This is a genomic window from Agromyces sp. GQ35, assembly GCF_059758475.1.
This window is the reverse complement of sequence record NZ_JCAXEO010000001.1, coordinates 918505-931950: the sequence shown is the minus strand read 5'-3', so window position 1 is coordinate 931950 and position 13446 is coordinate 918505. Positions and strand designations below refer to the sequence as shown.

The following is a 13446-nucleotide window of genomic DNA, read 5'->3' as shown; positions in this document are numbered from 1 at the left end:
CGCGTCGGCGCTCGGTGCGATCGGACGCGGAGTCGCCCTACTACTACGTGCGCCGTGAGGCTCAGGTGATGCGGTGCATTGCGCGATGGGTCACGCCGAGCTCTTCCGGCCGTCGCGTTGGCCGGCGCGCGTTCCCCCGTCGACCAGGATGTCGGTGCCGGTGAGGTATCCGGGCGTCTCGCCTGCACAGAAGGCGAGCACTGCAGCGATCTCCTCCACTGTGCCAAAGCGCTCGAGGGCGGCGACTTTGAGGAGTTCGGCGGCGCCGTGGTCCGCCTCGAGGCGGCCCATTGCCGTGTCGAAGCTTCCTGGGGATACTGACACGACTCGCGCTCCGCGCCGAAGCGCGCGGCCAGCCTTTCGCTGTACCAGATCACATAGGCCTTGCTGAGTGCGTAGGCGAATCCAGCATGTTGCTTGCGTCCGACGAGACCGGCTCGGCGCACCAGTGCACGCACGAACCTCACGGGGTCGCTCTCCGCCAACGGGAAGGCCCGTGAAGGAATGAGAATCGCCGGTAGTGCATGACCGGCGAAGGAAGCGACGTTGACGAGCGCGTCGCCGTCCTGCGCCAGCGGGAGGAACGCCTTCGCGACATTGACCGTGCCCAGCGCGTTGATCCGAACGATCAGCTCAGGCCTGCCCATTTGCGGGCTGACGCCTGCAGTGTGGATGACGGTGCGCACCCGGTTTCCCTCGGACGCGGCGGCGAGCAGGAGGTCGTGGACCGACTGCTCGTCGGTGACGTCGCAGACGACGCCGGATGCCGTGATGCCGAGGCCGGTCAGCTCCGTGACCGCGTCGTCGATCCTCTCCTGGCCGAGGTCGGCGATCACGATCCGGTGGTCGCGTCCGAGCAGTTTCGCCGTCGCCAGGCCCATTCCACCGGCGCCGCCGGTGATGACTGCTGTGTTCATCGTGGCTCCTTGCGTTCGTTTGCTGATCAGGAGTGCGGGTGAGGGTGCGTGCGCTCGAGAGAGGCGCCCTCGATGTCGACGTCGGGAAGGATGCGGTCGAGCCTACGCGGCAGCCACCAGGCGGTGCGGCCGAGGAGGTGCATCAGTGCGGGCATGAGCAGCATCCGCACGACGAAGGCGTCGAGGAGCACGCCGAATGCGAGGCCGAAGCCGATCGAACGGATGATCGTGGACTCCGAGAAGATGAAGCCGCCGAACACGGCGATCATGATCAGCGCGGCCGCGATGACGACCGATTTCCCGGACTGGAAGCCCTGCGCAACGGCGAGGCGGGCGTCTGCTCCGTGCGCGTACGCCTCCCTCATCCCCGAGGTGAGGAACAGTTGATAGTCCATCGCGAGTCCGAACAGGATGCCGACGAGGATGACCGGAAGGAAGCTGAGGATCGGACCGATCGCATGCAGGCCGATGAGGTCGGCACCCCACCCGAACTGGAACACGGCAGTGACCAGGCCGTAGGTCGCGAACAGCGACAGGATGAACCCGGCCGTGGCGATGATCGGCACCAGGATCGAGCGGAAGACGACGATCATGATGAGCAGAGACAACCCGACGACGACCGTGAGGTACAGGGGCAGAACCGCGCTGAGTCCGTCGGAGATGTCGATATTCGTCGCCGCCTGACCGGCGACGCCGAGGGTGATGTCGCCGTGCACGGGCGGCAACGCGCGGAGATCCTGGACAAGCTGTGCGGTTGAAACGCTGTTCGGGCCATCTTTCGGGAGCACCTGGAACGCGAGGAGCGTGCCATCATCCGAGTTGGCGATGGGGGCGACGGCGACGACGTCGTCGTGATCGGCGAGTGTGCGGGCGATGTCGACCTGGGTGGTGAGGAGATCGTCGTCTGAGACGCCGCCGGGGACGGACGCGCTGACGAGGAGTGGACCATTCGCGCCGGCGCCGAATTCGTCACCGACGATCTCGAACGCCTGCGCGGCGGTGGAACCTTCCGGTTCGCTGGCGCCGTCGGGCAGCCCGAGCCGCATCGACAGGGCGGGGAGGGCGATGATCAGCAGAGCGATGACCGACACGGCGACCGTCACGATCGCGCGCGCGGTCGACATCGGCCGCGCAGGCTTCACGGCGGACTGGCGCCCGATGCTCGCTCGAGCCTTGCCGCGGAGCAGCCGTTCGCCCAGCAGCGCCAGCATGGCGGGTGCGAGGGTGATCGCGATGAGGACGGCGACCGCGACGCAGACGGCGCCGACGGTTCCCATCAGCCCGAGGAACGGGATGCCGGTGACGTTCAGGGCCAGCAGTGCGACGATGACGGTCGAGCCGGCGAAGACGACCGCGGTGCCGGCCGTGCCGTTGGCGAGGCCGATCGATTCGCGCACCTCGACCCCCGCGAGCAGTTGCTTGCGGTGCCGATTGATGATGAACAGCGCGTAGTCGATGCCGACCGCGAGCCCGAGCATCAGACCGAGAACCGGCGTGGGGGAGGCCATGCTGATGATCCCCGAGAATGCAAGCGAGGCGGTGACACCGACGCCCACGCCGACCAGTGCAGTGACGATCGGGAGCGATGCGGCGACGAGGGAGCCGAGCAGGACGATCAGCACGATCGCGGCGAACACGAGACCGAGAGCCTCGCCGACACCGAAGAGCTGGGGGGCGCCCTGGGCGAGGTCGGTCGCGAAGGAGACCTTGGCCCCGTCGACGCGTGTCCTTTCGAAGTGGTCGATGACGCTCTGCTTGACCTCTGTGCTCAGTTCGAGACGCGGTTGTGTGAAGGAGATGTTCACGATCGCGGTCGAACCGTCTTCCGAGACCACGCTGATCCCGTCGGCGAAGCCGAGCAGCTTCTCACCGAGATCGAGGGGCTCGACACCGGACTCGAGCTTGGCGCGCGAAGAGTCGAGCGCGTCCTGCTGCTGCAGCAGGGCCGCGGTCTGCCCGTCGAGCTGCGCCTGCTGGGCGTCGATCGCTGCGATCTGCTCCGCCGGCGCACCGGCGGCGACGGCCTGCTCGCGAGCCGACGTGAGCTGTTGCTGAGCTGCGTCGAGCTGCGTGCGACCTGCATCGACCTGCTCCTGACCGGACTTGAGCTCTGCCTTGCCCGACGAAAGCTGCGCACGGCCGTCGTCGAGCTTCTTCGTCTGGTCGACGACGGATTGCTGCGCCTCGAAAGGGTCGATGATGGCGGCAACACCGTCGATGTCGGCGGCTGACGCCGTGAGCTCCGAGATCTGCTTCCGCTGGTCCGGACTGAGAGCGGCGCCGTCGTCGGTGCGGTAGACCACCGTGCCGGTACCGCCGGCAGCGTCAGGTAGCTTCTGGGCCAGCTGATCGGTGACCGCACCCGAGGCTGTGCCCGGGATGTCGAAGGTGTTGGTCAACGGGCGGATGCCGCGAGGAACGCTCCGATCGAGACCCCCAGGATCACGACCCATGCAATGATCACCGCCCACGCGCGTCGAGCTGCGAACAGGGCCAAGCGTGAGAGGACGGATGCCACGGGGATGTCTTCCAGTCGAGAAGTGGGAACGAATAGAGCATACGGTACGTCTCGTCTAGAGTCTGAAGATAGGCTGTGGGGTATGAGCGAACATCGAAACGGTCCGGTCCGCAGCGCAGCGGCTCGCGACTCGATCCTTGACGCGACGGCCCGCCTCTTCACCCAGCAGGGCTACGACCACCTCACGATGGAGGGCATCGCGAAGGAGGCCGGCGTCGGGAAACAGACCATCTACCGGTGGTGGCCGTCCCGCGGCGCCCTGATCGCCGATTGCATGATCGAAGGCCGTCTCGTACAGGTCGAGATCGATCTCCCCGACACCGGGGACCTCCGACACGATCTGAACGTCTGGCTCGAATCGATCATGGCGCTCCTCGCCGACCCGCGGGGAGCGTCGCTGCTCCGCTCACTGGTCGCTGCCGCCGCAGAGGACGGTGCTGTGGGCGACCGCCTCGCGGAGACGCTCGGGATCGACCAGACTCTGTCACTCCGGTTCGCCAGCGCTGTCCGGATCGGCCAACTCGCTGAAGACACTCCGGTCGATCAACTCGGACTGGCGATCCTCGGGGCGATCATCGTCCCCATCCTGGCGCGGCGACCCATCGATCCCGACGAGATCCGGCGCCTCGTCAACTACCTCGCCCGCCCGGCCGGCTGACAATCAGACCGGGCCCCAACCGCGGAACACTGCCCTGAGGCTCATCGCACGAAAATCGACTCGAAGGTCATGCCGGAAGGGTGTCGCAGCGTACCTCGAGGCCCAGCAAATGGAGCGGATGACGGGAATCGAACCCGCGCTATCAGCTTGGGAAGCTGAAGTTCTACCATTGAACTACATCCGCGCGCGGCATCCGTCTGGCGGATGCACGTCACCATGCTAGCAAGACGGGCCGCGCTGTTGCTGTCGGTCGTGAGCGACTACGGCAGTTCGGAGCCGAAGTCGAGGGCCTCGACGAGTGGCCGCACCGCCTGCTCGAACGCGTCGTCGACGAAGTACTCCTTGAGCTGGTCGTCGTCGAGCTCGTTGCCGATGGCCGCCATGATCATCGACTGGTCGAGGCTCAGGTAGCGTTCGGCGATCGTGCCGCTGCCGACGGCGACCGAGTCGTAGAAACCGCCGGGTCCGTAGGCGCCGAGCTCGTTCTTCAGGCCGGCGAGGTTGTCGAGCACTGCGTCCTTGGCGTAGGGAAGCGCGAGGAACGCGGCGTGCGGCGTGACCACCCCGTCACCGAACTCCGGCTCGGGGTTCGTCGCCTCGCGGCATCCTTCGTACCCGTTGTCGACGTTCGTGCGCTCGACGTCGCTCGCATAGCCGTCCGAACTGATGCCGATCTCCTCCACGCCGTACTCGCGGTATTCGCCGAAGGGGTCGGATGCCGGTGAGAAGCCCCAGTACCCGTAGCCGGCTTCGTCGATGCCGTGCTCGATCTGGGCGCGCACCGTCGCCGGGTGGTTGACCGCCCACGACTCGGCACCCCAGTCGGACTCCGGCACGAATAGGTCGGGCATGAGCGCCTCGAACATGCTGCCGCCCCACGCCGGCACGAGCTTCAGGTCGCGGTACTCGTAGACGCCCTCGTAGACCGGCACGCCGAGGTACTCGCGCCACTCGCCGGTGGGCTTCTGCTCCTGCCACGCCCAGTCGCAGCCCTGGTCGGGCATCGTGCGGTGGGTGCCGTAGTAGCCCTCGGCGGGGATCTGCCCGTTGGCGACGCCGAGGTAGGTCGCGATGCGCGCCTCGCTCACGGTCGTGTCGTAGTGGTGGCACGTGTAGTACACGTCGGCTCCGTCGTCGCCGTAGTTGCCGGGAACCGAGCAGCCCGGAGGCGCCTCGACCCAGAACCCGCCGCGGTTGATGCCCACCTCGGGACGGGCGGCGAGATCGTGGTACCAGCCGAAGTCCATGTCGTCGTAGAGCGCGGTGGCTTCGCCGGCGAGCTTCGGTTCGGCGGCGGCCACGACGCGCAGGGCGGTGGCGAGCCATCCGTTGTCGACCGTCGAGAGGAACGGGTGCACCGTGCTGCCGTCGCTCGGCCAGGTCGTGAGCTTCGAGGCATCCGCGGGGGAGTACCAGTTGTAGTACATGCCGCTCGGCTCATGGCGTTCCATGGCGGCGAGTGTCCCGAGTGTCGTGGCGAGGCGGTCGCGCGCCTCCTTGCGGGTGATGAGGTGCAGGTCGCGGGCCGTGACCGTCGACCAGAGGTAGCCGCCGATGTTGGTGGGGCTCGTGTATCCGCTCGCGGCGCTGAGGTCGCCCTCGATGTTGTCGGCGACGAGGCCGGTGCGCTCATCGGTCATCGCGGTGAGCGACGTCCAGGTGTCGGCGGCGTACTCGCGCAGCACCCGGTCGGGTGAGCCGGGCCCGTTGCCGCCGCCGTTGCCGGCGGCAACGGCCGGCTCGGCGAACGCGGTGGTCGGCGGCACGAGCAGTGCTGCCGCCGCGGCGACGCCGATGAGGGCGCGCAGGTTGAATCGCATGCGGAACTCCTTCGTTCTCGACTCCACTCGGCCGGTGGCCGTCGGCGGTGAGCCGTCGGGAGGGCGTGCAGACAGCCTCGCATTAATACCTGCCAGATGGAAGGTTTTCAATCGACGGATGCCCCGGACCGGCCGACCGACCCCAGTAGGCTGTCACCGTGCTTCTCTCGGATCGCGACATCAGGGCCGAACTCGACGCCGACCGCATCAGCCTGGAACCGTACGAACCGGGCATGATCCAGCCCGCATCCATCGATGTGCGGCTCGACCGGTACTTTCGGCTCTTCGACAACCACAAGTACCCCTTCATCGACCCGGCTGAAGACCAGCCCGAGCTGACCCACCTCATCGAGGTGCGGCCCGATGAAGCGTTCATCCTGCACCCGGGCGAATTCGTGCTGGCATCGACGTACGAGGCCGTCACGCTGCCCGACGACGTCGCGGCACGGCTCGAGGGCAAGAGCTCGCTCGGCCGCCTCGGCCTGCTCACGCACTCGACGGCGGGCTTCATCGACCCGGGCTTCACCGGCCATGTCACGCTCGAGCTCTCGAACGTCGCGACCCTGCCGATCAAGCTCTGGCCGGGCATGAAGATCGGCCAGATGTGCTTCTTCCGGCTGTCGTCGCCGAGCGAGCGCCCCTACGGATCGGCCGAGTACAGCTCGCGCTACCAGGGTCAGCGCGGGCCGACGGCGTCACGCTCGTTCCATAACTTCCACCGCACGGATGTCGGCGTCACCGACGCCGGGGCGACCGGCCACTGACGCCTCGGGCCGGCCGGGTAGGCGGGCCGGCTGGTTGACTCGGGGCGGAGTCCGGTCGAGTGGATCTCGCCGGTCGCAGTCGCATGATCGTGGATTCAGGCAATAGTGCCGTACTCAGGCCGAAATCGAAGGAACTCGCCTGAGCGGCGGCCTATTGCCTGACTGGGTGCCGAGCTCGGCGCAAGCGCGAGCTCGGCACAGGCCAGAGTTCAGAGAAGCAGCAGGATGGCGGCGACGACCATCACGGCCGCCGTGGCGAAGTGGATGCCGAGCGCAGCCGACAGGCGACCGTGATTGCGGATGATCATCAGGCCGTCGCCGATGGGAACGAGCGCCTCGAGCAAGAGGACCACTGCCGCGGCCACCGGTCCGAAGAAGAGGAGCATCGCGATCGGCACCAGCCCGAGCACGATGTCGCGCGGGCCCTTGATGTGCTGCCACGGCGTCACTTCGGGCGTGATCGCACTGGTGAAGCCGAAGCCGCGGGAGGTCGCCGCGGGGGCGGTGAGATACGCGATGCCGACGGAGATGATGCCGAGAGTGGGTACGAGTGCAAGAGCGGCGCCGATCCAGGTGGCTGTGGAGAACTGCGAGAAGTCCATTGATTTCCTTTCAGTGCAAGATTTATAGCGACGCTAGCATTCCTTTCAACCTCGCGCTAGTCTGGCTTCGTGGCAACGAGTGAACGCATGGCGAGGCGGCGCGAGCAACGGCGCGGCGCGATCCTGGCGGCCGCCCGCGAGTTCGCCGAGGCCGAAGGCTGGGCCGCCGTCACGTCGCGTCGCCTGGCCGACGCGATCGACTACACGCAGCCGGTCATCTACTCCCACTTCGAATCGATGGACGCGGTGATCGACGCCGTCGCGGTCGAGGGCTTCGGTGAGCTCGCCGCCGGGCTCGCGCGAGCCCGCGCCGGTGCATCAGGCGCCGAACGGGCGCTCGAGGCCGTGAGTCGCGCCTACCTGGGCTACGCCGAGGCGCATCCGGCCATGTACGACGCGATGTTCGTTCGCGGCACGGGCCTCGTCTTCGCCGATGAGCGCACCTCGCCGCAGCTGGTGGCGGGCTTCGCCGAACTCCGTACGGCGGTGGAGCCCTTCACCGAGCATCCCGACACGCTCGCCGAGGTGCTCTGGGCGAGCCTGCACGGACTGACGATGCTGCAACGCACTCGTCGCGTCCCTGGCGATGGCGAAGATCGCCTCGCCGTGCTGCTCGCCCTGATCACGAGCTGAGTCGTGTCAGCCGGCCACCATCAGGCGGTCGCCGTCAGCGAGTCGCCCTCACTGAGTGATCGCCGGGTCGCGCGAGTGTCGTGTCGCGACTTCCGAGGGTCGCGTCGGGAGCGAGCAGGAACTCGTTGACCGCATCGAGGGTGGCGTCGGCGCGGAGCACCCGGTTGTGGCCGAGGCCTTCGGTCGCGACGAGCCGGGCGTTGTCGAGGTTCGCCTCGAGCAACCGCTCGGACTCGGTGAACGGAACCCGTCGATCGCCGCGGTCGTGCACGAGCAGCAGCGAGGTATCAGTGGGCAGCGGATGCCGCAGCGCCGAGTAGCGCTCGAAGGGATCGGGTCGGCCCGCGAAGACGCGGTCGGCGAACCGCCGAGCGAGCGCCGCGCGCGTGCGCGCGTCGAGGCCGATCATTCCGCCGAACTCGTCGACGAACAGCCGCGGCTCGGCGGCGCCGGCGATCGCGACGACGCGAGCGGCGTCGACGCCCTCGTGCACGGCCATGAGCGCGGCGAGTGCGCCGAACGAGTGGCCGACGATGCCGTGCCACGGCCCCTCGCGTCGCGTCAGTTCTTCGATGATGTCGAGATGATCGACGAGATAGGTGTGCCGCCCGGGGGAGTCGCCGTTGGCGGGTGCGTCGAACGCGAGCACCCGGAACCCCTCGCTCCGGAGCTCCCGCACGATCGGCGCGAACACGCTCGCACGTGACTGCCAGCCGTGCGCGAGCAGTACGGTGCGCACGCCACTGCCCCATTCGTACGTGACGACGTCGACGCCCGTGCCGCGGATGCCGGGTATGTGCACGGTGCCTCGACGCGCGACCCGATGCGTCGCGAGGTCGGCGGGGGCGATGGGCGTGCGCCGGCCGACCCGCATGAAGAGCGGCAGTGCCAGCGCGGCGCCGGCGGTGGGGGAGATCGCCGCGGTGGCGCGGATCCCTGCGGCAATGGCGGATGCAGCGAACATCGGGTTCTCCTCAACAGTACGAACGGTCGTACGGACACTATACGAACGATCGTGCGTATAATCAAGACATGATCGAAACCGACGGGCGGCGGCTCCGCGGCGACGCATCCCGGCGCCTCGTGCTCGACCGCGCCGTCGACCTCGCCTCGGTCGAGGGACTCGATGGACTCTCCATCGGACGCCTCGCCGACGCGGCGCACGTCAGCAAGAGCGGCGTTGCGACGCTCTTCGGCACGAAGGAGCGCCTGCAGCTCGCCGCCGTCGAAGCGGCCCGCCTTCGGTTCGTGGCGAGCGTCATCGAGCCGGCACGAGTCGAGCCCCGCGGCATCCGTCGCATCGTCGCGCTGCTCGACGGCTGGATCGCATACTCGCGCGATCGCATCTTCACGGGTGGGTGCTTCTTCGCCGCCGCCGCCGCGGAGTTCGACGCGAAGCCGGGGCTCGTGCGCGACGCGCTCGCCGCGGCGCTCGACGACTGGAACGGCTACATCGCCGCATCGTTCGGGTATGCGCTCGCGCAGGGCGAGGTGGACGCCGCCGAAGACCCCGAGCAGTTCGCCTTCGAGGTCACCGCGCTGCTCGATGCCGCGAACACCCGCTCGGTGATGAGCGGCTCGAACCAGCCCTACGTCTACGCCAGGCGCGCGCTCGTCGCCAGGCTGCAGAGTGCCGGCGCGGATGCCGCGGTGCTCGCGCCGCTCGCCGACGTCGACGACCTCGCAGCCTGACACGACCGGCGGCTCGAGCAGCTGGCCGGGGGCTCGCTCGGCGGTGCGAGCGCGCCGTCGAGGCATCGCGCCGCAGCAGTGCACCGCTCGCTCGACGCGAGTCGGTCGGGCACCGTGTGACGGACGGAGTCGCCGACGATTCCGCGACCCCGACGGTCGGCGGGAGAATTGCCTCTGATGCGGTGCATGCGGCGGTTCCCGCGAACACGCGGTCGGCCGAGCATTGACTCGACGTCACGACGAAGTGGCGCACGAACGCAGGAGCACACGATGACGACGACGATGTCCAGACCCCCGTTCGACCCCGAACTCGAAGCCGTGCTCGGGCTGCTCGGAGAGACGCTTCCCCCCTCGATCACGCCCGAGATGATCCCGATGATGCGACAGGTGCCGCTCATCGCGCCCGTCGACGAGCTGCTCGCCGAGCGCGGCATCACACGGCGAGATGTCACGATCGCCGGGTACGACGGAGCCGAGATCGAGGTGAGCGTGCTCGCTCGCGAGGGACGCACGGGCGCCGGCCCAGGCATCTTCCACACCCACGGCGGCGGCATGATCATCGGCGATCGTTTCGTGGGCATCGCCGGCGTCGTCGACTGGATCGAGCGGTTCGACGCGGTCTGCGTCACGGTGGAGTACCGTCTGGCACCCGAGTTCCCCGACCCGGTTCCCGTCGAGGACAGCTACGCCGGCCTGCTCTGGACCGCCGAGCACGCCGACGAACTCGGCATCGACCCGACTCGGCTGATCATCGCCGGTGCGAGCGCCGGCGGCGGCCTCGCCGCCGGGGTGGCGCTCATGGCGCGCGACCGCGGCGGACCTGCGCTCGCTGGACAGGTGCTCATCTACCCGATGCTCGACGATCGGGACGCCACGATCTCCACGCACCAGATCGACGGCATCGGCGTGTGGGACCGCACCTCGAACCTCACGGGCTGGAGCGCGCTCCTCGGCGACCGTCGCGCGACACCCGAAGTCTCCGTCTACGCGGCGCCAGCTCGGGCCACCGACCTCGCGGGCCTGCCGCCGGCGTTCATCGACTGCGGCAGCGCAGAGGTGTTCCGCGACGAGGATGTCGCCTATGCGACGTCGCTCTGGGCCGCCGGCGTGCAGGCAGAACTCCACGTGTGGCCGGGTGGCTTCCACGGCTTCGACATGATGGCTCCCCACGCCGCGCTGTCCCGGGCCATGGTGACCGCCCGCACGGAATGGGTCGGGCGCGCGCTCGGCACCTGAGGCGTCGCGACCGCGGGCCAGCACGCCTGCCCGCTCGCGGTCGCGACGGGTGTCCGCGGTGCCGATGCGGACTAGTGTGAGTCCACACGCGATGGAGCCCCGAACATGCAGGAACTCGTCGGGCGGCTGATCGCCCTCGACCCCGAGGCCAGCGAGACGCTGAAGGTCGTCTCGTACTTCGACACGCTGCTCGCGGGCGGTGTCGGCATCGAGACGTTGCTGCGGGGAGCCGCGGTGCTGAGCGGCACCATCGCCGGCCATCGGGCGGGAAGCCGCGTGACTCGCATCGCGGCTGACGGAGAACGCGTCGCCGGTCACGCCGACGACGCAGCAGAGTGGCTGCACTGCGCCAGCGGGGCAGGGTCGATCGTGTGGATCGAACGGCACGGTGAACCGCACGCCAACGATGCGATGGTGCTCGAACGACTCGCGCTCGCGGTCTCGCTGACCGGCGCTCGCCGCACTGCCGGCACCGACGGCGCCGTGGAGCTCGCGATCAGCTCGGGCGCGCCGGCCGACGAACGCGCCACCGCCGTCTCACGCCTGCGCCTCGACGGCCGCACGGTGCGTGCGATCGCGCTGCCCGCCGCTGCCGAGGCCCTGCCATCCGGCCCCACGGCGGTCGTCGCCACAGCCAGGGGCCTCGCCCGGGTCGTCCTCGTCATCGCGTCGAGCGGTGGCGGCGACCTCGAGTCCGTGTCGGGCGGGCGAGCCGGCGTCGGGTCGGCCGTCACCGCTGAACATCTTCCCGAGTCATGGGCGTCGGCGCTCATCGCCTTGCGACTGAGTCGGCCCGATCGTGATGTGGTGGTCGCCGAGGAGTTGGGCGCCTTGCTCCTCATCGCCGAGGCGGCCGACGCCAGGGCGGAGCCGCACCCCGACGCGGCCGCGCTCGACCGGCTCGACCCACGGGCGCGGGACGTGCTCGGCGCATTCGAGGCGACGGGCAGCGTGCGGGCGGCAGCCGCGAGACTCGGCCTGCATCATTCGAGCGTGCAGGCACGGCTCGAGTCGCTCGTGAGCTCGCTCGGGTACGACCCGCGAGAGCCCACTGGTCGAACCCGGCTCGCCCTCGCGGAGGTACTCTCGGCGCTGGCCCGGCCCGGGTTGGGGTGAGTGCGACGGCCGATGGAGTCGAGAGCCGCGTGCTGAACGACGAGAGGCCCGCTCGGAAGCGGGCCTCTCGGTTCGGGTCGGGAACGGCTGAGTGAGCCGCGCGGCCGTCGTCAGGCCGGGTCGGGAGTGTGCCCACCGCGGTGGGCACGGGCAGCTTCGCCGTGATGGCCGTGATGCCCGTGCTCGCCGCACTTGCCGTGCCGTCGGCCCGAGCTCTCTCCGCCGTGACGGCGGCCGAAGCCTCGACCGTGGCGGCGCGGCATCCGCTCGTCTTCGCTCCAGCCGAGCTCGCGGGCGATTGCCTCGAGCGAGGCGATGGTCGTCGCGAAATCTTCGGGGCTGACGGCGCCGGCGACCGTGGATCGCAGCGTCGAGACCCGCTCGTGCAATGACGCACGTGCGGCCTCGCCGGCCTCGGTGAGGCGCCAGGCGCCCGGTTCGCCGGTGACCCAACCGCGTTCGACGAGCGGTTCCACTCGTTCGGGGCGCGAGGCGAGCTTCTCACTCATGCGTGGGTCGGCGACGGTTCCGGCGATGAGGTTGAGGCGCCGCCAGTCGCGGCGGGTGATGCCCTCCGCTGCGAACAGTTCCTGCATGGCGTCGTCGAGGCGACGGTCGATGACCCGCAGCCAGAAGCCGAAGGGGCGCCGTGCGTCGGGGGAGGGCGTGGTGCCGGTGGTGTCTGGGGTGATGTTGTCGTGGTTCGACATGGGTGTTCCTTTCGTGACGCGGGAGCGCGTCGGTGCTGCGGCGGCGCTGGAGGCGCGCTCGCTCTGGCAGGTGTCGGCGGGCGGCTCTCGCTCGAGCCCGCGGCCTGGCCGTTCATTTGCATGCTTGATTACATGTATATGTACAATGACATACATGAACCGATCGAGTCAAGTGCCTCCCGGCGAACACTCAGCGTCGGATGCCGCGGGGGGCGTGCCGAACGACCCGATCACGCTGATCGAGCAGTCGCTCATCACGATGCGTCGCGATCAGCAGCAGCGGCGCCTGCAGCGCAGGGGCGGGCATTTCGATCACGAGCATGATCACGGCCATCGTCATGGCGGCCCCGGGAGTGGCTGGGGCGGCCGCGGCGATCGGGGCATCCCCGGTTCCGAACGGGGCGATGCTCGAGGCGGAGGGCCGGCGCGGCACGGCCTCGCGCACGCCGCCCGCTTTCGACTGCTCGACGCGCTCGCCGGCGCCGAGCACCCGCCGTCGGTGAGTCAGCTGGCCGAGGCGATCGGTGTCGACCAGCCGCGCGCGAGCCGGCTCGTGCAGGCGGCCGTCGAAGCCGGGCATGTGCGCCGCGAAGCGGATCCCTCGGATGCGCGGCGCAGCGCGCTCGTGCTCACGGCCGCCGGGCGTCGGGTGCTCTCGAGCGCGCGCGATACGCGGCGCAGTGCCGTGGAGTCTGCGCTCGCCGAGTTCACACCCGAGGAGACCGCCGAATTCGCGCGGCTCTTCTCTCGCTTCATCGCCGCGTGGCCCCGCGACTGAAC

General features: G+C 69.1%; 14 protein-coding genes, 1 tRNA gene and 1 pseudogene. 7 read left to right on the top strand and 9 right to left on the bottom strand.

The genetic code is table 11. The annotated features are described in order from the left end of the window. Positions 1–90 precede the first annotated feature (90 nt). The 4 genes and pseudogenes from AC6CH0_RS04365 to AC6CH0_RS04350 form a co-directional block, all read right to left on the bottom strand. Positions 91–405, bottom strand: coding sequence for an SDR family oxidoreductase (locus AC6CH0_RS04365; RefSeq protein ID WP_498101024.1), 315 nt, complete (start codon positions 403–405; stop codon positions 91–93). A 179-nt stretch (positions 406–584) separates the two neighbouring features. After that, positions 585–881, bottom strand: a pseudogene (locus AC6CH0_RS04360) (SDR family NAD(P)-dependent oxidoreductase); the annotation flags it as partial. A gap of 62 nt (positions 882–943) precedes the next feature. Beyond that, a complete protein-coding gene (locus AC6CH0_RS04355; protein ID WP_498098504.1) occupies positions 944–3316 on the bottom strand; it encodes an MMPL family transporter in 2373 nt (790 codons plus the stop codon). Next, the gene (locus AC6CH0_RS04350; RefSeq protein WP_498098503.1) at positions 3313–3435 is read right to left on the bottom strand and encodes a hypothetical protein; all 123 of its coding nucleotides are present in this window, start codon (positions 3433–3435) and stop codon (positions 3313–3315) included. The genes AC6CH0_RS04355 and AC6CH0_RS04350 overlap by 4 nt, the downstream gene beginning before the upstream one ends. Positions 3436–3517: 82 nt before the next feature. On the opposite strand from AC6CH0_RS04350, the gene AC6CH0_RS04345 reads away from it, so the two are divergent. Then, the gene (locus AC6CH0_RS04345) at positions 3518–4093 is read left to right on the top strand and encodes a TetR/AcrR family transcriptional regulator (protein WP_498098502.1); all 576 of its coding nucleotides are present in this window, start codon (positions 3518–3520) and stop codon (positions 4091–4093) included. 110 nt (positions 4094–4203) lie between these two features. Here AC6CH0_RS04345 and AC6CH0_RS04340 read toward each other — a convergent pair. Both AC6CH0_RS04340 and AC6CH0_RS04335 read right to left on the bottom strand, forming a co-directional pair. After that, positions 4204–4277, bottom strand: a tRNA-Gly gene (locus tag AC6CH0_RS04340). Positions 4278–4353: 76 nt separating this feature from the next. Then, positions 4354–5913 carry a glucoamylase family protein gene (locus AC6CH0_RS04335; RefSeq protein WP_498098501.1) on the bottom strand — a complete coding sequence of 520 codons (1560 nt, stop codon included), beginning with the start codon at positions 5911–5913 and terminating at the stop codon, positions 4354–4356. 158 nt (positions 5914–6071) lie between these two features. Between AC6CH0_RS04335 and dcd the strand changes: the two genes are divergently transcribed. After that, the gene (dcd, locus tag AC6CH0_RS04330) at positions 6072–6677 is read left to right on the top strand and encodes a dCTP deaminase (protein WP_498098500.1); all 606 of its coding nucleotides are present in this window, start codon (positions 6072–6074) and stop codon (positions 6675–6677) included. 209 nt (positions 6678–6886) lie between these two features. On the opposite strand, the gene AC6CH0_RS04325 is transcribed toward dcd, so the two are convergent. Next, positions 6887–7279 carry a DUF4267 domain-containing protein gene (locus AC6CH0_RS04325; RefSeq protein WP_498098498.1) on the bottom strand — a complete coding sequence of 131 codons (393 nt, stop codon included), beginning with the start codon at positions 7277–7279 and terminating at the stop codon, positions 6887–6889. 69 nt (positions 7280–7348) lie between these two features. Between AC6CH0_RS04325 and AC6CH0_RS04320 the strand changes: the two genes are divergently transcribed. After that, positions 7349–7912 (top strand): TetR/AcrR family transcriptional regulator, encoded by a 564-nt coding sequence (locus AC6CH0_RS04320; protein ID WP_498098497.1) that lies wholly within the window; start codon positions 7349–7351, stop codon positions 7910–7912. Positions 7913–7946: 34 nt separating this feature from the next. Here AC6CH0_RS04320 and AC6CH0_RS04315 read toward each other — a convergent pair whose 3' ends face one another. Next, positions 7947–8876 carry an alpha/beta hydrolase family protein gene (locus AC6CH0_RS04315; protein ID WP_498098496.1) on the bottom strand — a complete coding sequence of 310 codons (930 nt, stop codon included), beginning with the start codon at positions 8874–8876 and terminating at the stop codon, positions 7947–7949. Positions 8877–8944: 68 nt separating this feature from the next. Here AC6CH0_RS04315 and AC6CH0_RS04310 point away from each other — a divergent pair, with 68 nt between their 5' ends. The 3 genes from AC6CH0_RS04310 (at position 8945) to AC6CH0_RS04300 (ending at position 11956) form a co-directional block, all read left to right on the top strand. Beyond that, positions 8945–9604 (top strand): TetR/AcrR family transcriptional regulator, encoded by a 660-nt coding sequence (locus AC6CH0_RS04310; RefSeq protein ID WP_498098495.1) that lies wholly within the window; start codon positions 8945–8947, stop codon positions 9602–9604. A gap of 270 nt (positions 9605–9874) precedes the next feature. After that, complete coding sequence (locus tag AC6CH0_RS04305; RefSeq protein WP_498098494.1) at positions 9875–10840, top strand: alpha/beta hydrolase; 966 nt, start codon at positions 9875–9877, stop codon at positions 10838–10840. A gap of 105 nt (positions 10841–10945) precedes the next feature. Continuing rightward, a complete protein-coding gene (locus AC6CH0_RS04300; protein WP_498098493.1) occupies positions 10946–11956 on the top strand; it encodes a helix-turn-helix domain-containing protein in 1011 nt (336 codons plus the stop codon). A gap of 110 nt (positions 11957–12066) precedes the next feature. On the opposite strand, the gene AC6CH0_RS04295 is transcribed toward AC6CH0_RS04300, so the two are convergent. Next, positions 12067–12666 (bottom strand): winged helix DNA-binding protein, encoded by a 600-nt coding sequence (locus AC6CH0_RS04295; RefSeq protein ID WP_498098492.1) that lies wholly within the window; start codon positions 12664–12666, stop codon positions 12067–12069. Between the two features lie 154 nt (positions 12667–12820). Between AC6CH0_RS04295 and AC6CH0_RS04290 the strand changes: the two genes are divergently transcribed. Continuing rightward, positions 12821–13444, top strand: coding sequence for a MarR family winged helix-turn-helix transcriptional regulator (locus AC6CH0_RS04290; protein ID WP_498098491.1), 624 nt, complete (start codon positions 12821–12823; stop codon positions 13442–13444). Positions 13445–13446 lie beyond the last annotated feature (2 nt).